Below are 20,026 nucleotides of genomic sequence, written 5' to 3'. Positions count from 1 at the left end.
GCGTTGATTCACCTTTCGTCATTACTGTCGGGAAGAAGCCTGACCACCGACTCCTGAGTAGCACTGGCGACCATGGTCCCGTCCGGACTCCAGAACGTGCCCTGGTTGAACCCCCGACAAGACGCGATGCTGGTGCTCGTCTGACGCAGCAGCAGCCAGTCGTCGGCACGCAGCGGCCGGTGGAACCAGACCGCGTGGTCGATCGACGCCAATCCCACCCGGCCGTGCTCGCGACGCAGGGGGTACATCACCTCGTGCTCGATCGCCGAAGACTGCGCGAGCGTGGCATCGGCGAGGTACGTCAGCGCGCAGGCGTGGACGAGTGGGTCGTCCGGGAGGGGGCCACGCGACCGCAGCCAGACGTCCTGGCGGACGGTGCCGTCGGCCTCCGGCGCGGTGGGCCCGGCCGGTCGCGGCACGATCCGTACCTCGACCGCGCCGGCGTACACCGCCTGGGCGTGCGCCTCGGGGTGCAGCGCGCTCCACACGTCGTACACGTCGGGGGCGGTGTCGGGCGCGGGTACGACGGGTGCGACCAGTTGCCGCTCGGGGCCGGCTCCAGGCCGGACGAACGAGGCGGTCAGCACGAAGATCTCGGCGCCGTCCTGGACTGCGGCAACCTGGCGCGCGCTGTAGCTGCGGCCGTCGCGGCTGCGGCCGACGTGGTACTCGATGACCCGGTCCGGCCGGCCCTCGCGCAGGAAGTAGCCGTGCAGCGAGTGGGCGACACGACCAGCGTCGACGGTCGCGCCCGCGGCCGCAAGCGCCTGGGCGGCAACCTGTCCCCCCATCACCCGCTGGGGAGCACCCGCGTGACCGAAGCCGTGGAAGATGTCCGTGCCATGCGGCCGAACCGCGACGAGGTCGGCCAGCGGCGTACCGACCGCGACGACTTCGTTCGCATCGGGGCTGTCTATCGGAGCCGACGCGACCACCTTCGTCCGGACAACCTGTTCGGTCACGGCACCCCCTCTTCTCGTCACTGACGACCCGCCGTCGTCATCTCCCATGTCTAGTCAAACGATAGTTCACTTCATGGTGTCAATGTCAAGACCGCCCCTCGAAATCGAAACTCGGCCGGCCGGACTCGGGAGCCACGTCGCCCGACCCATCCCCGACCTCGCTTGACAGTATGCGAACCGTACTGGAAAGTGAATCTACGTTAGAGAAGGAGACTGATGAACTCTCGAGTCCTCATCGCCGGCGTGGGCATGGTTCCTTTCACCAAACCCAGCGCTGGCGCCAAATACGACGAAATAGGCGCCGCTGCTGCAGCTGCGGCCCTCGAAGACGCGGGGCTGAGTTACGACCAGGTCGGCCAGGTCTACGCCGGATATGTGTACGGCGACTCGACTTCTGGTCAGCGAGTCGTCTACCAGCTCGGCATGACCCGAATCCCAGTGCTCAACGTCAACAACAACTGCGCGTCCGGATCCTCGGCGCTGTGGCTCGCCCGCCAGGCGGTCGCCAACGGCGCAACCGAGTGTGCGCTCACAATCGGCTTCGAGCAGATGCCCCCGGGCGCGCTCACCGCCAAGTGGAACGATCGGCCTGCTCCGCTGTCGGCGTTCATGTCCGCCCTCGAGGACGTCTACCCTGTCGACCCCGCGCTGCCGATGACACCGCAGTACTTCGCGGCCGCAGCACAGGAGTACCTCGACACCACCGACTCCACCGTCGAGACCCTGGCCGCCGTCGCCGTCAAGGCACGCACGCACGCACGCACCAACCCCCGCGCCGTCTTCCGTGACCCGATCACCCCCGAGGACGTGCTCTCCTCCCCCACGGTCGCCGGCACGCTGACGCGGTTGCAGTGCTGCCCGCCCACCTCCGGCGCGGCTGCCGCGGTCGTGTGCACCGAGGAGTTCGCCCGCAAGCACGGGCTCGATGCTCGGGTCGCGATCACAGCGCAGGCGCTGGAGTCCGACGACGAGGGCCTCTTCGACAGTCCGAGCGCGATCGCTCTCGTGGGGTCGGGCGTGACCCGCCGTACCGCCGACCGCGTCTACGCCGAGGCCGGTGTCGACCCCGCCGACATCGACGTCGTGGAGCTGCACGACTGCTTCACCATCAACGAGATACTCACCTATGAGGGGCTCGGCCTCTGCGAGCCCGGTGGTGCCGCGAAGTTCATTGCGGACGGTGACAACACCTACGGCGGCCGGGTGGTCACCAACCCGTCCGGTGGGCTGCTCTCCAAGGGCCATCCCCTCGGCGCGACCGGCCTGGCCCAGATCGCCGAGATCACTTGGCAGTTGCGCGGTTCCGCCGGCGACCGGCAGGTGCCGGGTGCCCGACTCGGCCTGCAGCACAATCTGGGCCTCGGCACGGCCGGCGTCGTGACGATCCTCGAAAGGCTCTCCTGACATGAAGATCATCGACCGCTCCATCGTCGGCTCCCGCACCGAGGAGTTCACCACGTCCGCCGAGCGTGGACGGCTCCGCTTCTTCGCCGAAGCGACGGCCCAGAGCGACCCGGTCTACACAGACCTGAGCGCCGCGAAGGCAGCAGGCCACCCGGATCTCCCGATCCCACCGACGTTCTTCTTCTGCCTGGAGATGGACAACCCGAACAGACACGTCTTCCTCGCGAACCTCGGCGTCGACGTGCGCACGATCCTCCACGGCGGCCAGAAGTTCACCTACCACGCTCCCGCTCACGCCGGCGACGTGCTGACCTATTGGACCGAGGTCGCCGACGTGTCGAGCAAGAAGGGCGGTGCGCTGCAGTTCATCGTCCGCAACACCCACGTCAGCCGCGCCGGCGAACCGGTCGCAACGCTCACCAGCACGATCGTCGTGCGTGACCCCAAGGCGGCGTCATGACCTCCCCGACCACCCACCTCGCCCCCGGCCAGGAACTGACCCTCGCGTGCCCGCGGATCACCCGCACCACGCTCGCCCTCTACGCAGGCGCGTCCGGAGACCACAACCCGGTGCACATCGACATCGACGCCTGCCGCGCCGTCGGCATCGACGACGTCTTCGCCCACGGGATGCTGTCGATGGCCTATCTCGGCCGGCTGCTCACCGACCACTGGCCCCAGGAGCAGATCGTCTCCTTCGAAGTCCGCTTCAGCGCGATCACCCCGGTCAACAGCGAGCCGACGTGCACCGGCACGATCACCAAGGTCGAGGACGGCGTGGCCCACCTCCATCTCACGGTGGCCCTGCCCGACGGGACCGTCACGCTGCGCGGCGCGGCCGTTGTGCGGCTCGCCTGAATTCCCCAGATACCACTCCCCGCAAGGAAGAACTGACATGCCCACACTGCAGGACAAGGTCGCGCTCGTCACCGGCTCCGGTCGCGGTATCGGTCGCGCCGTCGCACTCAAGCTTGCCGCCGAGGGTGCGAAGATCGTCGTCAACGACCTGGACGAGGCGCCCGCCAAGGAGACCGTCGAAGACATCATCGGCGCGGGCGGCCAGGCCGTCGCATGCGTCGGCTCGGTTACCGCGCCCGACTTCGCCCAGCGCTTCGTCGACACGGCGATCGAGAGCTTCGGCGGACTCGACATCATCGTCAACAACGCTGGCTATATCAGGGACAACGTCATCCAGCGGATGACCGACGAACAGTGGGACGGCGTCATCGAGATGCACCTGACTGCGCCGTTCAAGATCCTGCGGGCGGCCGCGCCGTACATCAAGTCGAACCCGACCGACTACCACCGCAAGGTCGTCAATGTCTCGTCGGTCTCCGGGGTCTTCGGCAACGTGGGCCAGGCCAACTACGCCGCCGCCAAGTCCGGCGTCATCGGCTTGACCAAGACCCTTGCCAAGGAGTGGGGCCGCTACAAGGTCAACGTCAACGCCGTCGCCTTCGGATTCATCCTGACCCGGATGACCGAGGCCGTCGCCAGTGAGGACACGGTGGTCGAGATCGAGGGCCGCAAGATGCGGGTCGGCGTCAGCCAGGCCGCGATGGACTCTGTGAAGAAGACCAGTCCGCTCGGCCGCCCGGGCACGCCCGAAGAGGCGGCCGGTGCGATCTACGCCCTGTGCCTGCAGGAGATGAACTACGTCTCCGGTCAGTGCGTCACCGTCGATGCGGGTGCCCGATGATGCGCGACGCGGTCATCGTCGAGGCCGTCCGGACGCCGGTCGGGAGGCGCAACGGCTCGCTCTCCCGACAGCACGCGGCGGATCTGTCCGCCCATGTCCTCGACGCGCTGACCGAGCGCACAGGGCTCGAGCCCGAACTCGTGGACGACGTGGTCTGGGGTTGTGCGATCCCGATCGGCATGCAGAGCGGAGGCATCGGCCGCGCCTCGGTGCTCGCGGCAGGGTGGCCCGAGTCGGTCCCGGCCGTGACGGTCGAGCGCCAGTGCGGCTCGTCGCAACAGGCCGTGCACCAAGCCGCGGCCGGCGTCATCGCGGGACAGTACGACATCGCGGTGGCCGGTGGCGTCGAGATCATGAGCGCCGTGCCGGCACAGGCGGCGCTCGGCGACGGCTCGTTCGGCGAGCCGTTCGGCCCCTCGGTGCTGAAGCGCTACAACGGCGTCCGCTTCCACCAGGGCGTCGGGGCGCAGATGATCGCCGACGAATACGGCCTCACCCGCACCGACCTCGACCAGCACGCGCTCGACTCCCACGCTCGGGCCGCGCGAGCGATCGACGAGGGACGATTCAAGAACCAGATCGCTCCGGTCGAGGTCCTCGACGAGGACGGCACGACGCGGCTCTTCGACACCGACGAGGGCGTCCGCCGCGGCTCCACGCTCGAGAAGCTCGCTGCACTCAGGCCCGCCTTCGGGGAGGACGGCGTCATCACCGCCGGCAACGCTTCGCAGATCTCCGACGGCTCGGCGGCGCTGCTCATCACGACCAGCGAGATCGCGAAGCAGCGCGGCTGGCGTCCGCTCGTGCGCATCCACACCGCTGTGGTCGCGGGCACCGATCCGATCACCATGCTCAAGGGCCCGATTCCCGCCACCCGTCGTGCGCTGGCAAAGGCCGGCCTGAGCATCGACGACATCGGTGTCTTCGAGATCAACGAGGCCTTCGCGCCCGTCACCCTCGCGTGGCAGCGCGAGACCGGGGCGTCGTACGAGCTGATGAACCCGAACGGCGGCGCGATGGCCATCGGTCACCCGATCGGCGGCTCCGGCGCCCGGCTCATGACCACGATGGTGCACCACATGGTCGACCACAACATCCGCTACGGGCTCCAGTCGATGTGCGAGGGCGGCGGCATGGCCAACGCCACGATCCTCGAGCGCCTCTGAACCCGACCGACAAGGAGAACACTGCCATGGACAAGCTTCACCACTACGCGTTCGACAACCTTGTCGCCACCCGGCACGGCGCGGTCCTCGAGGTCCGCATCAACCGGCCCGACGACTTCAACGCGATCAACCACGCCACCCATCGCGACCTGATCCGGCTGTGGCGCGAGCTGCGTCGCGACACCTCGGTACGTGCCGTTGTCCTGACGGGCAACGGGAAGGCCTTCTCCGCCGGCGGCAACCTCAAGGGGCCGCGGATGTCGGCGGGCCAGGAGCTCGACGACTTCTTCCTCGACGCACGCTCGATCGTCGTAGACCTGCTCGAGGTGCCGCAGCCGATCATCGCCGCCATCAACGGTCCGGCGATCGGTCTGGGCGCAACCATTGCCCTGCTCTGCGACGTCACCTATGCCTCGCGCACCGCCGTCATCGCCGATCCCCACGTCAACGTGGGCGTCGTCGCCGGCGACGGCGGTGCGATCGTCTGGCCCTGGCTGGTCGGCATGGCCAGGACCAAGGAGTACTTCCTCACCGGCGACAAGATCGACGCCGTCGAGGCCGAGCGGATCGGCCTGGTCAACCACGTCGTCGACCCCGAGGAACTTCTCGACGCCGCGCACGCATTCGCGCAGCGGGTGGCCAATGGGCACACTCGGGCCATCCAGGGCACCAAGCAGGTCCTCAACGCGGTCCTGCGCGACACCGCCCATACTGTGCTCGACCTGGCGCTGTCGGTGGAAAAGGAGTGCTTCGCCTCGGGTGACCACGCCCGCGCGGTCGAGCAGTTCTTCGCCCAGCGCGACACGGCAAAGAAGGGTGCCTGAGCCGCGGGTGAAAAAGCCGAAAGGCCGGGGAGCTCGCGCTCTTCCAGGCTCCGGGCGCTCATCTGCTCAGACCGGCAAGTGCGCGGCATCGATCCGCTTCGGAATGCCCAGGACGCCGTGCCCGAGCCGCCGGAGCGGTTCGCGCTGCTCAGTGTTCGCCACCGGTAGGCGGTGTCGCCGAGCGGTCCAGGGCCTCCACATCGGCCGGGCTCAAGTCGTCCCGGCCGGCGACAAGCAGCACCGTCCACTCGTTGACGTAGTCCTGCGGCGCCCGTCGGATCGGCGCTCCCTCCTCCCCCGGCACGTTGACAATCTCGGTCGTCAACGCCGGGCAGCCCCGCTCGGCGAGCAGACGTACGGCGGCGGCCAGCGGTGCCGCGCGCCGTGACACAGCGCTCAGCCCGCCAGATGCCGGGTGCACCGACGCCGACGCCGCGGGGAACAAGCGGGAAATCTCGGCCACCGTGAGGTCTGCAGCGACAAGGAGCTGCCGGCCGTGCTCGCGGTCCAGCTTGGCCCGCTCGAAGGCGCGGGCGCTGGGCAGCACCGCCTGGACAGCCCCGGTCAGGGCGTCGGCCTCGGCTTCGGTCGGGTCGCTGCGAGTCCTGGCCAGGGCGGACCACAACGGCGGACGCGCGGCGAGATGGCGATCGGTGAGCTTCGCCCGCGTCTCCGGATCGACGAAGGAACTGCTGCGCTGCCACAGGGGGTCGACACGACCGGGGCGCAAGAGTGCCCTGGCCGCCCCGTCGAGCAGCGTCGTCAGCTCCGTCGCCCCGGAGACCCATTCGCGCTGATCGATCTCGAGCTCGATGACGGCACCAGCAGTTCCAACTTTCCGCGGAAGTGGCGGTAGGGAGCCGGACCGGTAATGCTCACTTCGGCCGCGATGTCGGTGACCGAGGTGTCGTGGAAGCCCTTGTGCTCGAACTATCGCGCGGCCGCCGCGACGATCAGCTGCTTGCGATTGCGCGGGCGACGCTGCGCAGCGCCTTCGGACATTGCTGACCCTCTCCTGACGGAACGCCGGTCGGCGCAGCGACATTGTTACCAATCGTTCGAAATGCGATGACGTTGTCGGCTACGCATGCATTGCCCGTAGCCACTGAAGTTCGCAACGGAAATCCCACAAAGTTACCTGTAGGACAGCAAAAGTGACCTGACTGTACACAAGTCACGGTACTCATAACCAGTATTGACGACTTCGTCACACCCAGGCAAAGTAAGTGACGACTTGATCACCAGTGAATTCTCACTCCGGCGCAGAAGCGCCGGCCCGCCATAGCTGAGGAGACCGTCTTGTCGCAGATCACTGCTAGCGAGCAGCCGACACATCGCCGGGACGACATGCCCCCGGTCGCGGACGCCCCCATAACGATGAAAGGCCGGCGACCACGCGCACGTACATCAAGGACGATGCTGCTCGTCCGAGGAGCACAACTCGTGCTCGTCGTCCTCTGGCTCGGCGCGTGGGACCTGACCGCGCGCAACCAGTGGATCACCCCTGTCCTTGCCAAGTCGCCGAAACAGTCGTGGGACTACTTCGTCAACGCCGTCGAGAACGGCGAGCTCTGGTCCAACGGTCAAGCCACGATGCTCGCCGTCGTCATCGCCTGGGCCCTCGCCAGCGGCGTCGGCGTCGTCGTCGGCATCACGCTGGGCCTCCTGCCCACTTTCGAGCGCATTCTCGCCCCGTTCCTCGACGCAGCCAACGCGATGCCCCGCATCGCCCTCGCACCCTTCTTCATCGTCGCCTTCGGCATCGGCACCCAGGCCAAGGTGGCACTGGCCAGCACACTCGTGTTCTTCATCGTGCTGTCGGCCTCTCGGGCCGGTGTCCGATCGGCCGACGCCGAATGGCTGCGCCTGTCGGCGGTTCTCGGCGCAAAGAAGCGCCACCTGTTCTGGAAGGTCATGCTGCCGGTTGCAACCCCCGCGATCATCGCCTCGCTCCGACTCGGCCTGATCTACGCGCTACTGGGCGTCGTCGGCTCCGAACTCATCGCCGCCGAAAACGGCCTCGGCCAGCTGATCGCCCAGTACTCGTCGCTGTTCCAACTAGAGGCGGTTTACGCGATCTTGATCCTGCTCGCCGTCATCGCCGTCGTCCTGAACCAAGTCATGGGAGCCACCGAGAGGCGACTCCTCCGCTGGCAGCCCCCAGCCGACCACTGATCCCGAGGAGATGACCGCCATGACCCACTCCACTCTCAGCGCCGACGCCGCGAACGTCCCGCCCTTCGACACGATGATCCGTCTCCGCCGGGCACAGGTCACCTTCACCAAGCCGGAGGGCGGGACGCGAACGGTCCTGCACGACATCGACCTCGACGTCACCCCCGGCCAGTTCGTCGCCCTGGTCGGACGCAGCGGCTGCGGCAAGACCACTCTGCTCAACATGATCGCCGCCTTGGTCGAGCCGTCATCCGGCAAGATCGAGGTCCACGGCACCAGCCCCCGCGAGGCCCGCCCCCACCTGGGCTTCATGCTCGCCCGCGACGCGCTGCTCCCGTGGCGCTCCGCCCAGGGCAACGTCGAATACGGTCTCGAACTGCGCGGTGTCGACCGCGCCACCCGCCGCCGGGTCGCCCACGACTGGCTGAGCCGGGTCCACCTCGGCGGCTCCGAACGGCTGTGGCCGTGGCAGCTCTCCCAGGGCATGCGCCAACGCGTCGCCCTCGCCCGTACATGGGCGCTCGACCCCGACGTCCTACTGATGGACGAACCCTTCGCAGCGCTCGACGCCCGGACCCGGATCGCGGTCCAGCAGGAGTTCCTCGAGCTGTGGCAGTCAGGACCCCAGCGCACGGTCGTCTTCGTCACCCACGACCTGGGTGAGGCGATCGCCCTCGCCGACCGCGTCGTTCTCCTCGGCGAGGGCCGGATCCTCGACGACGTCGAGGTCGGCATCGAACGGCCGCGGGACCTGGAGAGCGTAGCTGCACACCCGCGCTACCAGGAACTGTACGAACGATTCCGCAAATCCCTCTGAATCACCTCCAGACCCCGCGAATTCAGGAGATCTACACACCGATGAAGAAGAAGTTCCTGTCTCTGTGCGGCGCACTCGCACTGCTCGCCGGAGCCGCAGCGTGCGGCTCGAACGAGACCGCGGGCGCCAACCCGAACGTGATCAATGTCGGTTCGTTCCCCGGCACGATCTATACCTACCCACTTTCCGTCGCCGAGAAGAAGAGTTTCTTCACGGACCAGGATCTGAACGTGAAACTGATCGAGGGCAAGTCCGGGCCGGAGATCTTGTCCGCGATGATCGGCGGCAGCACACAAGTCATCTTCGGCCAGCCCGGCGCCATCGTCCCGGCCGGCGCCGAGGGCCAGGAGCTCAGGATCCTCGGCCCCTATTCGCGCGGCCGAGTCGTCATGGTGGCGACCGAGGAGTCCGGCATCACCTCGCTCAACGACCTTCCCGGCAAGAGATTCGCGGTCCCGCAGCGCGGCGACTCCAACGAGCAACGGACCTTGAGCGTGCTCGCGGAGTACGGCATCGACGGCAAGGAAGTCACCTTCATCGGCACCGGTACGCCGGCCACAACCGCCGCAGCCATTGCCAACGGCCAGGCCGACGCGAGCGTCCTCGGCCTGACGACCTACGAGTCGCTACTCGCCAAGGGTTCCAAGCTCCGCATCATCGCCGATTCCGCCGAGGGCACGATGGGCGAACGCGGCAGGAACGACGTGACCGGCATGTTCGCCACTACGAAGCAGTTCTGGAGCGAGAACCCCGACACGATCGGCAAGTTCTGCCGGGCGATGAAGTCCTCGATCGAGTGGATCGTCGACGAGGAGAATGCCGACGAGGCGACCAAGATCCTCGTCGACTGGACCGGTCTGCCCGAGGACGCCGCCCGCGCCGTCTGGGAGAGCGAACGCGACACCTGGTCTATGGACCTGAGCAAGGAGCTCTGGGACGCCAACGTCGCCTACGTCGACCCGACGATCGACCCGAATTACGGCGCCATCGTCACCAACGGCTGCCCCTGAGGCCACACCCTGCCCTGCCCGGGCGGGCCGGACCACTCGTGGCCGGCCCGCCCGGCGTCAGCCCCCAACCACATCTCCCTATTTCACTCATGAAGCCGGCACCCACCGACAACGGCGATCTGTCGCGCCTGCGCCCCCTCGTTCAGATCGCCACGGCGGTTCCTGACCGGGGTCACGTTTCACAGCCGGGACCCCAGTGCGCCCCTGATCTGACGCGAGTACGGTGCCGCGTACTCCCATGCAGCCGCCGGACCGGCGGCACTGGGCGCGCCGCACGGGGATTAGATCGACTAGCGGACGATCGCGTCGGCATGGCCCCGAGGCCAGCGCGCAACGTCGACAACTGCACCTCGGGATCCTCCACGAACCACGTCGCACAGCGCGGAGACCTCACGGGCACGGCCGTTCATATCGACGACGGCTTCCGTCCCGTCATCTGACCAGTACACACCGATCTCGGAGGAAACCCCATGAAGACCTATCAACTTGCGGCCCTGGCCCTGTCCGAGCTCGGGGTCGGCACCGTCTTCGGACTCATGGGCGACGCCAACCTCGCGTATCTCGGTGACTTCGTGGAGAACCACGGCGGCGAGTTCGTCGCAGCCGTGGCCGAAGGTGGTGCCGTGTCGATGGCAGACGGCTACGCCCGCATGACCGGTGGTGTCGGCGTCGCGTCGGTCACGCACGGCCCGGCCGTCACGAACTGCACGACCGCCCTGGTCGAGGCGGTGCGCTCGCGCAGCGCAGTGCTGCTGCTGACCGGCAGCACCCCGGACGTGCGCGACCACTTCCAGGACTTCGACCTCGAAGGGTTCGCCCGGCTCGCCGGTGCCGAGTACCGCCGGGTGCGCCAGGCCGCCGCGGTCGGGGCGGATATCGCCGAAGCGCTTTCGCGCGTCGCTACCACCCGGACTCCCCTCGTGCTCGACCTGCCCTACGACCTGCTCGAGGTCGCGGCAACCGGTGAGTCGCCGCGCGCGGTGCCCTCACCGCCGGTACCCGGAGCGCCCGCCGCCGACCTCGTCGACGACGCGCTCGCCGCGTTGCTCGGCAGCGCACGCCCGCTCATCCTCGCGGGCCGCGGCGCGGTCGGCTCCGGCGCCCGCGACGACATCCTGCGCCTGGCGCGGGCCCTCGACGCGCCGGTGATGACAACGCTACTCGCGAAGGACCTGTTCGCCGGCGAACCCGAGAACCTCGGTATACACGGTTCGCTGTCGCACGCGGTGGCGATCGAGGAGCTCGGCCGGATCGACTGCGTGCTTGTCGTCGGCGCCGCCCTCTCGTCGTTCACGACCGACAACACGGCGCTGCTGGCCGGCAAATTCGTCATCCAGATCGACGACCGGTCCGATGCGTTCGGGCGGTTCGCGCCGGTGGATCTGCCGATTACGGGTGACGCCGCGAAGGTGATGCACGCACTGTGCAAGCGGCTGGCCGAGGCCGACGCTCCGGCACCGTCCGGTCGCCGCGTCACGCAGCTCGCCGAAGCCGTGCGCGCCCTCGAGCAGAAGGGCTACCACAGCATCTCCGGGGGCGGCACCGTCGACATGCGAGATGCGATGGCCCGACTCGCCGCGCTACTCCCGCCAGGGTCGCAGGTCGTCACCGATATCGGACGCTTCTCGACCGCGGCGTGGAAGTACCTGCCGGTCGAGCCGGGGCGGTTCACCGTTCCTGGTGCGTTCGGCTCGATCGGGCTGGGTATCGCGACTGCGGTGGGCGCTGCGGCGAGTCACCGCGATGCGCCGACGGTCTGCGTGGTCGGGGATGGCGGCGCGATGATGGGACTGACGGAGTTGAGCACTGCGGTCCGGCATCACCTGCCTGTTGTACTCGTCGTGCTCGACGATCATTGCTACGGCGCCGAGTACCTCAAGCTCGCGGGTCTCGGCTTGAAGCCCGCGCACTCGGAGGTCGAATGGCCGGGGTTCGCGGAGACGGCGCGCGCACTCGGCGCCCGCGCGGTGACGGTGCGCGAAATCGACGAGTTCGCACAGGTCGCGGCGCTGATCGAGAAGGGGAACTATCCGCTGGTTGTCGAGGTCAAGGCAGACCCCGCGCGGCGTCGCCCCCACGTGGCCACGGCCGCCGCAGGACGTGCGCATTGATACGGGACGGTTCCATACGGGACGCAGACTGAGTGCCCGTGGGTCGAACTCATCGGAGGAGCCCGGCATCCGGCAGCTTCTGCCTCCTGTGTGAATTGACGCTCGAACTCCAGTGGGCTGATCGTCCCCCGGCTCGAATGACGCCGACGGTTGTTCACCTGTTCGATCATGTCCCCGACTCGGACTGGTGAGCTCGTCCGCCGGCCCGCAGAACTCGAGTGCGATGTAGTCCGTGACGATGGGTCACCTCGGTGCCGTCAGCGGTTTCGTCGTTCCGGTGCGATGCCGGTCAACCCAGTGCGCAGAGTGAGGGCCTATGACAACTGATCTGTCCAACGACCATGTGGGTGCGGGTCGCCTACTGGTGTCCCGACGGAACCGCCGGACCGGCAAGCCCCAGGACGGCCCGGCCCACACGGTTCAGCTGGTTCCCCACATCCCCGGGTTCCCCACGAAGCTGTCTCCGCATCCGGTTGATGACGGACTGAGCGGTCCGTGCCAGAGCCTCGGCCTCCGCCGCCGCGAGATCGGGGCGAACCCGGATCAACAGCGCAACCCATTCGCTGGCGTAGTCGTGCTGAAGGCGCCGGATAGCGGCACGCTCGTCCGCCGGTACGTTGACGACTTCGGTGAGCAATGCACTCAACGCGTCTCCGTGTTCGACGTTGATCCGAACGAAGGACGTCAGCGCAGAGTCGAGGGCGCGGGCGGGATCATCCGTAGCCGACAACGCCCCGGAGACATCGAAGTACAGCGCGTCGAGACAACGGGTGATCACCGTGACGAGGATCGCCGACTTCCCGGAAAAATGATGGTAGAGAGTCGGTCCGGTAATCCCTGCCGCAGCGCCGATGTCGTCCATCCCCACGGCCTGATAACCACGTTCGGCGAACAAGGTCACCGCCGCCTCGAGGATCGCTTCCCGGCGCGATGCCGGCATGATCCGACCGCGCGCACCACCACGCGCGGTTGCTCGTTCGACAACGCCTAGGTCCGTCATCTCGCACACCGCCGAAGCGGCCTTGGTCATCAGCATTCGTGCTCGACCAGAATCGAGTTTGTTTCGGCTGAACAACCGATTGCTGCTCAGTACGGCATGAGCGCCCGCTACCAGCAGCTCTACCGCAGGTCCGGCGAGACCGGGCCTGGCCGTCTGTATCGCCTCGTGCAGCGGGGCGATCGCCTTCTGGTAGCGGTCGCGTAGTTCAGCGCTCACTGACGGTTCGAGGTACGCCTGATTTCGTTCCCACAGCGCGCTTGGGCGATTCTGTGCCAGCGACTTACCCGCGGCGTACTCCAGCAACTCCTGGAGCCCCGGTTGTGGTGCACCATAGGCCGCCTCGAGTCCCTCGATCTCGAATTCCACCGCAGCAGCAAGAAGATCCTGCTTACCTCGGAAATGGCGATACAACGCCGGGCCGGTAATACCGACATCGGCCGCGATTTCCGCAATCGCGGCATCATGAAAGCCCCGCCGCTCGAACTGCTTCGCCGCAGCCGCAACGATGAGTTGCTTGCGGTTTCGTGGCCGACGCTGTACGGCAACCTCGGTCATGCTCCGCTCCTCTCATCCAGGCGCTGCACTCGAGGAATCCCACGGCGCCGTGCACCCCGGGTACTTGCCCCCAGCTCCGCCGACCCTCCAGCAACCGAAACCGTCGTCTTTCACCGTCATGTTAGCAGCTGTTCGGGACTATTCCGGATGCCAGGACCGCGCCAGCCGGGAGCCTCCAGGTACGTCGTCCCGAGATCGACGTATGAACCAGCACCATGCGGCATCGCTGTGCCACCCCAGGGTCGGCTTCGACGGGCCGCTCGATGAAGCCGACGCGGACTGCGGCCGGCTCGAGCGACGAGATCGGGTCAACGAGACGGAGGACACGCAGAGGATGCCTCGCAGACCCGGCGAATGCCCCGCGGAAGTCCGTTCAGAGCGTCACCGACATTCCTGACGGGCCTTCCGCGGCCGCGGCACGGACTCTCGCCGCGGCAGAGTTGACGATGAGGTCGCCGTACGTCTGGGATACCGCGGGGCCGGATTCGTTCGATTGCTCGGATCTCGCGTAGTTGGCGTACCTGCTCGGCAAGTCCGGATCTCGGTTCCAGAGCAGGGCCACTCCACCGGAACATTCACGATGGCGATGAGAACGAATATCGGTCGGCCGCCATGTCCGGACTGTCGGCACCACGCCCACGGCGCCCGTACCTTCATACCCGCGTGTGCTTTTCGCTCCGGAAAGGGAATTGCTGCGACCAACGGCCGAGGCGATGCGTGTCCGATCCGGGTCGACCACCAGTCAGGAAAGGGGAAGCAACGACACGGGCTTCGGCGAAAAATGTCCACCTTTGGTCCTGCTCCCATTGTTGTTTTCCAGCAGTGTTTTCAGGCTGAGCCGGAAGCGGCCGTCACAAGCAATCGCGGGGTGCGAAGACCGGGAATCTCTCGCCTGGCTGCGTGTACCGGAACCGCACCCGCACCGGCCGATCGGAAGAGACCGGAACGTCGCCGTCGATCCACGAATAGACCCAGGGACCCTCGTCGAGTGCGACGATGGCGATGATCGACGGGCAGGGCGCGCCGCACACCGGGTCGGGGGTGCGATCGACGACCCGGCACGAGACGATCACTCCCGCGCCGGCCGAGGAGATGGGTTCGAGAGTGCGGGCGCCGCACGAGGGACAGCACCCGGTCAGGGGTGCGAGCACCGCGGCGCAGCCCTGGCACTTCAGATGACGAGTTTGCCGAATCGGGTGGTCTCGCGCCCGCGACGGGCGAGACCGGCGCTCACGACGCCACCTCGGTGTGGAGCCGGTCCAAGGCGGTGCGCATCGTGTGCCCGAAACACTCCGGGTCGGTGATCGGCCACCCGTGTCCGCCCGCGACGGTGAACACCGGCGGTCCCCCCAGGCCCGCGCGGAGCGATTCGACGCTCGCCCACGGGACCAGGCGGTCGCCCCGGCTCCACACCAGCGCTACCGGTAGACGTCGTTGCGCGAGCCGGTGCAGCTCAGCGGTCAGGTCCCCACCCCGGGCGGTGGGGTCCGTGCTCCCCACGCTTCCCGGATCACCGACGTCGTGGCGACTGGTAGTGGTGGGACGAGTCCGTGTGGTCGAGGCGAGCATCCGCAGCGACAGCGCGTCCCCCAGAGCCTCAGCGCCCCGCTCCCACAGGGGTCCGTCACCGAGCGGGGGCGTCGCACCATTGACGTCCGGCCACGCTCCTGCCCCGACGGAATTGACGAGAACCAGTCGCACTATCCGATCCGGCAGATCATGGGCGGCCCGGATCGCCAGCGCCCCGCCGAACGAGTGCCCGACCAAGGTCACCGGACCGAGTCCGGCAGCGCCGAGAAACCGTCCGAGCCAGGCGGCGCAGTCCGCCACGGTCCGCTTGTCGAGTGGACGGTCCGGCACTCCGGCAAACCCGGGGATCGCCGGGGCGTAGACCCGACAGCTCCGGGCCAGCTGGGCCAAGGCGTGACGGTAGATCCAGGGCGTCAATCCCCATCCGGGAACGAAGACCACCGGCGATCCCCGCCCGAGAACGCCGCACACCTCCGCCCGGTCGTCGACGCGAACAGTGGACCAGTGGATCGCTGTGTGGTGACCGTGGGCTCGGGTCACCGGAGATCGGTGTCGGTAGGGCATCGGATGGACCTTCGGTCGAGCTGGTGAGACATGTCACACCATGGCCCGCCTGTCGCGGCCAGGCGACGGCCGTAATACCTAGCGACATACCTATTTTTTCAGAGGAAGGAAACTGGTCGGTACGAAACGAAGGCCGACGGCCGCACCCCGACATACCTTTTCGCACCGCCCGATCGTCACTAGGGGCGGAGTCATCGGACTCCGTGTCCGCCAAAGTGACGATTGTCGCGACATGACCAACACCGAAAGCGATTATTTCACAGCACTATTCTGTGTCGATTGCAATCATTCACGACAGTGGGGGTGCAAAGTTCACCGTCGAATGCTGCAGAAGTTGCCGCTCACACATCCCTTCCGCGGCACAGGCCGGTGCATACCGATCGGTCCTTACAAAAGCCGGGAAGCGGGGTGTCCGGGACTGTCAGGTACTACCGGGCCGCCCACGCAACGCACCTGCGAGTTCCGCGACTTCCTCGAGACTGGGCGAGTACTCCGACCCGGAAAGAAGTTGTATGTGGTGATCAACGACTTCAGTGTGAGGCTCCGCGCTCCTTCGCGCTGGACGGACCTGTTCACCGAGGCCATGCGGACCACACGCCGCCATCGCTCCTACACGCTGGCGAAACCCCGCGCCGATCTGAAGACGAATTGTCCCGCCCCAACGATCCTGGACCGTTTGACATCCTCCCCGGCCTGAAGGCCGAGGATTCCTACCAGCGCCAGTGGCGCTCTCCTTAGTCGTGCGTCTGCTCGGTAACCCAAGCCGCGACCTGGGCCCGGGAGGTGAATCCGAGTTTGGCCAGGATGTGCTCCACATGGCCTTGTGCCGTGCGAGGGGAGATCACCAGGCGACGGGCGATGGCCTGATTCGTCAGGCCTTCGCCGATCAGGTCGGCGACTTGGCGTTCCCTCTTGGTCAGTCGCGCCGACGCCTCGGTGCCGGGCGGGGAGTCGACTGGCGGGTGCTCGCGCAAGGCGTAGGCGATGGCCGCGTCGAAGCCGAATTGCTCACCTTGGCGGTAGGCCGCGCTGAAGGCGTCGCCCCCGAGCTTCTGCCGGGTCTTGCGGGCACATTCTTCGTGGTAAGCAACCAGATGGGAGTGAATGATCGGGGAACTGCCGATCGCCTGCGCCAACCCGTCCGCAGCTCCCATCAGAACCGCAGCCCGACGTGCATCGCGTTGGTCGACGCTGATCCAGGCCAGCGCCTCGAGGGAGGCTGCAACGATGTGGGGACTACGCACCTGCCGGGACAGCTCCAGTGATTCCTCGAGAAACTGCGCCGAACGACTTGTATTACCCTGCTGCCACAGGATAATTCCCAAGGCCCACAGCGCATACGATCGATGCACCGTCTCGCCGTGCGTTGTCGTGATCGCGAGGACCCGCTCATGGCATTCGAGTGCCTCCTCTCTCAGGCCGGACAGCCCATAGGCCGTCCCGAGTGCCGTCAGCGCAGTCACCTCGAGCGTCCGATCGCCGCGTTCACTGAACTGTGCAAGTGCGGATTCGAGGTGAGAACGGGCATGTTCGAAATCACCGCTGAGGAGTCCGAGCCTTCCGTCGGCGAAGGAAACCAACGCGCGCACCAGGGGGTCGGTGGTCTGCGCGGCGAGCGTGCGCGCGTGCTCGACGAGTGTGGTCCCGGCGTGGAAGTCGCCCTGGACGTTGGCCATTACGCTGGCACAGTAGAGCGCCCTGGCCCGTTCGAGGATGGGTGGGCCGTCCTGGCGGGCGAGCAGTTGGTCGTACCAGCGCCGCCCCTCGTTGTAGAGGCTCTGAGAGCTCCAGAACGAGAACAGTGCGGCAGCGATGCGCAGTCCGGCGACGGGATCGTCCTTGACGCAGAAGTCCAGTGCCTCGCGAATGTTCGGTTGTTCCCGCTTCAGGCGGGCGATCCAGTCGAGCTGGCGGGCGCTGATCCACTCGGCCTCCGCGGCGCACGCCAACGCCTCGTACCAGTCCCGGTGCCGGCGACGCACGGTAATGTCCTCGCCGGACTGCTCGAGCTTCTCGACGCCGTAGTCGCGCAGCGTCTCGAGCATCCGGAACCGCACCACCGACCCGGCCTCCTCCCGGATCAGGATCGACTTGTCCACCAGGGCGGTCAGGGTGTCGAGCACCTCGCCCGCGGCCATATCTGCACCGCACACCTGCTCCGCGGCGTCGAGGTCGAAGCTGCCCGCGAACACCGCCACCCGACCCCACACCCGTTGCTCGACGGCGGTGCACAACTCGAAACTCCAGTCGATACACCACCGCAGCGTCTGTTGCCGCGTCGGCGCACCCCGGCTGCCGCGGGTGAGCAGGGTGTAGCGGTCGGTGAGCCGCTCGAGGATCTGCTCGGGGGAGAGCGCCCGCAGCCGGGCCGCGGCCAGCTCGATCGGCAGGGGCAACCCGTCGAGCCGGTGGCAGATCCGTGCCACCGTCGCCGCGTTGTCCTCGGTGAGCGCGAAACCGGGCACGGCGGCCGCGGCGCGTTCGGTGAACATTTTCACCGCCTCGTATCGGGGCAACGTCCGCATCGAGGGCGGCTGCTGTGGATCCGGGACCGTCAGCGGGGGGACGGCGAGCACCGCCTCTCCGCCGAGGACCAGGGGTTCGCGGCTGGTGGCCAGGATCCGCAGCCGAGGACACGTTCGCAGCAGCAGGTCGGCGAGGTCGGCGACCGCGTCGATCAGGTGCTCGCAGTTGTCGAGCACCACCAGCACCTGCCGCGGGGCGAGGAATTCGAGCAGCACCTCCTGCATCGGCCGCGCCGACTGGTCCCGCAGCCCCACTGCGGCGGCCACCGCGTCGAGCAGCGACGCGCGGTCGTGCAGCTCCCCGAGTTCGACCAGGCGCACCCCTTGGGCGTAGTCGCGCTGCACCGCCGCGGCGACGCGCATCGCCAGGCGGGTCTTGCCGACTCCGCCGATTCCGGTCAACGTCACCAGCCGGGAGCCGGCCAGCAGGTTCTTCGCCTCGGTGAGCTCGTGCCGGCGGCCGACGAAACTGGTCCGCTCCAAGGGCAGACTGCCGGTGGTGCCCGGTATGGCGGGTGCCGTGGTCCGGCGTCGGCCGCTCGGCACCGGCCCGGGGTCCCCGGCCTCCGAGTCGACCTCGGCCTCTGCGTCGGGTTCGGCGCGTAGGGCCATGTCGTCGACCGGGAGGTCGTGGTTGCGTTGCAGCTGCTGCAATTGGGTCCCGAAGGCGGCGGCGGTGGCCGGACGCCGACCGGGCTGGCGGGCCATCGCCCGGGCGATCGTGTCGGCCACGTCGTCGGGGATCCCGTGCTCGCGCAGATCCGGCACCGGTTGCGTGGTGATCCGCAGGAACTGCGCGACCACCTGCTCCCCGCTGCGGCGTTCGAACGCGGCGTGGCCGGTCAGCGCACTGAACACGGTGGCGCCCAGACCGTAGACGTCGGCGGCCGGACTCGGTGGATCCCCGGCCAGCACCTCCGGCGCGGTGTAGGCGGGCGATCCGGTGACGGCACCGGTGGCGGTCTCGAAACCCCCGGCGATGTGCGCGATGCCGAAGTCGGCCAGTTGCGGTTCGCCGTACTCGGTGAGCAGGATGTTCGCCGGTTTGACGTCGCGGTGCACGATGCCGAGCCGGTGCGCGGTCTCGAGCGCCCCGGCCATCTTCACCCCGAGCCGCAGGGCCTGATCCAGCGGCAGCGGCCCGTGCCGGTGGATTCGCGCATCGAGGGAACCCTGCGGGTGGTACGGCATCACCAGGTAGGGCCGGCCGCTGTCGGTGGTGCCGACCTGCAGAATGGGGACGATGTTCGGGTGCCCGGTCAGCCGCCCCATCGCCCGCTGCTCCCGGAGGAACCGTGCCCGGTTCTCCTCGTCGAGGTCGACGGTGAGTACCTTCACCGCCACCGTGCGATCCAGGTCCGCCTGGGTGCAGAGGTAGACCACGCCGAACCCGCCGCGGCCGATCTCTCCGACCTCGTCGAACCCGGCGTCGGCCAACTCCGCGGCGGGGGCCGGCGGGTACCGCTGCGTATCGAACCGATCCCGGTCACCCATCGGTACGAGCTACTCACTCCGTCGACTCGCTACTCCCGTGCACCGGTCCCGACGGCACGACCAGCGCACGTTCCTCCATGACCCCACCTGGTGAGGCGTGGCCTCAGGATATCGCCGTATGCGGTCGACGTGGCCTTCGACCGCTCCGGAACTGCAAGACGAGGCTCAGCCCGTTGCGGACACCCGGTGC

Annotated in this window: 16 protein-coding genes and 1 pseudogene; 10 read left to right on the top strand and 7 right to left on the bottom strand. The window is 67.7% G+C overall.

The window, feature by feature from the left end:
* Positions 1–8: 8 nt before the first annotated feature.
* Positions 9–962 carry an acyl-CoA thioesterase II gene (locus KZJ41_RS02135; RefSeq protein WP_198163329.1) on the bottom strand — a complete coding sequence of 318 codons (954 nt, stop codon included), beginning with the start codon at positions 960–962 and terminating at the stop codon, positions 9–11.
* Positions 963–1,178: 216 nt separating this feature from the next.
* Here KZJ41_RS02135 and KZJ41_RS02130 point away from each other — a divergent pair, with 216 nt between their 5' ends.
* From KZJ41_RS02130 to KZJ41_RS02105, 6 genes are read left to right on the top strand one after another with little or no spacing between them, the layout of a single operon-like run.
* A complete protein-coding gene (locus tag KZJ41_RS02130) occupies positions 1,179–2,366 on the top strand; it encodes a lipid-transfer protein (protein WP_065923147.1) in 1,188 nt (395 codons plus the stop codon).
* 1 nt (position 2,367) lies between these two features.
* Positions 2,368–2,826, top strand: coding sequence for a MaoC family dehydratase N-terminal domain-containing protein (locus KZJ41_RS02125; protein ID WP_050034429.1), 459 nt, complete (start codon positions 2,368–2,370; stop codon positions 2,824–2,826).
* The gene (locus tag KZJ41_RS02120) at positions 2,823–3,224 is read left to right on the top strand and encodes a MaoC/PaaZ C-terminal domain-containing protein (protein ID WP_050034428.1); all 402 of its coding nucleotides are present in this window, start codon (positions 2,823–2,825) and stop codon (positions 3,222–3,224) included. Before KZJ41_RS02125 ends, KZJ41_RS02120 begins: the two co-directional genes overlap by 4 nt.
* Positions 3,225–3,261: 37 nt before the next feature.
* Positions 3,262–4,065: an SDR family NAD(P)-dependent oxidoreductase gene (locus KZJ41_RS02115; RefSeq protein WP_050034427.1), complete on the top strand. Its 804-nt coding sequence runs from the start codon at positions 3,262–3,264 to the stop codon at positions 4,063–4,065.
* Positions 4,065–5,231: a thiolase family protein gene (locus KZJ41_RS02110; RefSeq protein ID WP_050036245.1), complete on the top strand. Its 1,167-nt coding sequence runs from the start codon at positions 4,065–4,067 to the stop codon at positions 5,229–5,231. Before KZJ41_RS02115 ends, KZJ41_RS02110 begins: the two co-directional genes overlap by 1 nt.
* Before the next feature lie 26 nt (positions 5,232–5,257).
* On the top strand, positions 5,258–6,055 hold the full coding sequence (locus KZJ41_RS02105) for an enoyl-CoA hydratase/isomerase family protein (protein ID WP_050034426.1): 798 nt from the start codon (positions 5,258–5,260) through the stop codon (positions 6,053–6,055).
* Between the two features lie 148 nt (positions 6,056–6,203).
* Here KZJ41_RS02105 and KZJ41_RS02100 read toward each other — a convergent pair whose 3' ends face one another.
* Both KZJ41_RS02100 and KZJ41_RS28560 read right to left on the bottom strand, forming a co-directional pair.
* Entirely contained in the window at positions 6,204–6,785 is a 582-nt protein-coding gene (locus KZJ41_RS02100) for a hypothetical protein (RefSeq protein ID WP_065923148.1), read from the bottom strand.
* A gap of 32 nt (positions 6,786–6,817) precedes the next feature.
* Positions 6,818–6,973: pseudogene (locus KZJ41_RS28560) on the bottom strand (TetR/AcrR family transcriptional regulator); the annotation flags it as partial.
* A 525-nt stretch (positions 6,974–7,498) separates the two neighbouring features.
* Here KZJ41_RS28560 and KZJ41_RS02095 point away from each other — a divergent pair.
* The 4 genes from KZJ41_RS02095 to KZJ41_RS02080 all read left to right on the top strand — a co-directional run bounded on the left by KZJ41_RS02095 (position 7,499) and on the right by KZJ41_RS02080 (position 12,168).
* Positions 7,499–8,230 carry an ABC transporter permease gene (locus KZJ41_RS02095; RefSeq protein WP_232334128.1) on the top strand — a complete coding sequence of 244 codons (732 nt, stop codon included), beginning with the start codon at positions 7,499–7,501 and terminating at the stop codon, positions 8,228–8,230.
* 19 nt (positions 8,231–8,249) lie between these two features.
* Positions 8,250–9,047, top strand: a complete 798-nt coding sequence (locus KZJ41_RS02090) for an ABC transporter ATP-binding protein (protein ID WP_065923564.1) — start codon at positions 8,250–8,252, stop codon at positions 9,045–9,047.
* A gap of 41 nt (positions 9,048–9,088) precedes the next feature.
* A complete protein-coding gene (locus KZJ41_RS02085) occupies positions 9,089–10,057 on the top strand; it encodes an ABC transporter substrate-binding protein (protein WP_050034423.1) in 969 nt (322 codons plus the stop codon).
* A 470-nt stretch (positions 10,058–10,527) separates the two neighbouring features.
* Positions 10,528–12,168 (top strand): thiamine pyrophosphate-binding protein, encoded by a 1,641-nt coding sequence (locus KZJ41_RS02080; protein WP_065923150.1) that lies wholly within the window; start codon positions 10,528–10,530, stop codon positions 12,166–12,168.
* Between the two features lie 358 nt (positions 12,169–12,526).
* Here KZJ41_RS02080 and KZJ41_RS02075 read toward each other — a convergent pair whose 3' ends face one another.
* From KZJ41_RS02075 to KZJ41_RS02060, 4 genes are all read right to left on the bottom strand, one after another.
* Positions 12,527–13,723, bottom strand: a complete 1,197-nt coding sequence (locus KZJ41_RS02075) for a TetR/AcrR family transcriptional regulator (RefSeq protein ID WP_065923151.1) — start codon at positions 13,721–13,723, stop codon at positions 12,527–12,529.
* A gap of 851 nt (positions 13,724–14,574) precedes the next feature.
* Positions 14,575–14,754 (bottom strand): OB-fold domain-containing protein, encoded by a 180-nt coding sequence (locus KZJ41_RS02070; RefSeq protein WP_251550940.1) that lies wholly within the window; start codon positions 14,752–14,754, stop codon positions 14,575–14,577.
* Between the two features lie 199 nt (positions 14,755–14,953).
* A complete protein-coding gene (locus KZJ41_RS02065; RefSeq protein WP_251550064.1) occupies positions 14,954–15,793 on the bottom strand; it encodes an alpha/beta fold hydrolase in 840 nt (279 codons plus the stop codon).
* Between the two features lie 758 nt (positions 15,794–16,551).
* Positions 16,552–19,836, bottom strand: a complete 3,285-nt coding sequence (locus KZJ41_RS02060) for a protein kinase (RefSeq protein WP_065923153.1) — start codon at positions 19,834–19,836, stop codon at positions 16,552–16,554.
* Positions 19,837–20,026: the final 190 nt, after the last annotated feature.

This window comes from Rhodococcus sp. 11-3 (assembly GCF_023704055.1).
GTDB classification, from domain to species: Bacteria; Actinomycetota; Actinomycetes; order Mycobacteriales; family Mycobacteriaceae; genus Rhodococcus; species Rhodococcus aetherivorans.
This window is presented reverse-complemented; position numbering and strand designations above follow the sequence as displayed.

Coding starts and splice junctions, on each gene's coding strand:
- KZJ41_RS02060 (WP_065923153.1), bottom strand. CDS start 19,836: ATGGGTGACCGGGATCGGTTCGATACGCAGCGGTACCCGCCGGCCCCC.
- KZJ41_RS02125 (WP_050034429.1), top strand. CDS start 2,368: ATGAAGATCATCGACCGCTCCATCGTCGGCTCCCGCACCGAGGAGTTC.
- KZJ41_RS02080 (WP_065923150.1), top strand. CDS start 10,528: ATGAAGACCTATCAACTTGCGGCCCTGGCCCTGTCCGAGCTCGGGGTC.
- KZJ41_RS02115 (WP_050034427.1), top strand. CDS start 3,262: ATGCCCACACTGCAGGACAAGGTCGCGCTCGTCACCGGCTCCGGTCGC.
- KZJ41_RS02130 (WP_065923147.1), top strand. CDS start 1,179: ATGAACTCTCGAGTCCTCATCGCCGGCGTGGGCATGGTTCCTTTCACC.
- KZJ41_RS02085 (WP_050034423.1), top strand. CDS start 9,089: ATGAAGAAGAAGTTCCTGTCTCTGTGCGGCGCACTCGCACTGCTCGCC.
- KZJ41_RS02075 (WP_065923151.1), bottom strand. CDS start 13,723: ATGACCGAGGTTGCCGTACAGCGTCGGCCACGAAACCGCAAGCAACTC.
- KZJ41_RS02105 (WP_050034426.1), top strand. CDS start 5,258: ATGGACAAGCTTCACCACTACGCGTTCGACAACCTTGTCGCCACCCGG.
- KZJ41_RS02120 (WP_050034428.1), top strand. CDS start 2,823: ATGACCTCCCCGACCACCCACCTCGCCCCCGGCCAGGAACTGACCCTC.
- KZJ41_RS02110 (WP_050036245.1), top strand. CDS start 4,065: ATGCGCGACGCGGTCATCGTCGAGGCCGTCCGGACGCCGGTCGGGAGG.
- KZJ41_RS02090 (WP_065923564.1), top strand. CDS start 8,250: ATGACCCACTCCACTCTCAGCGCCGACGCCGCGAACGTCCCGCCCTTC.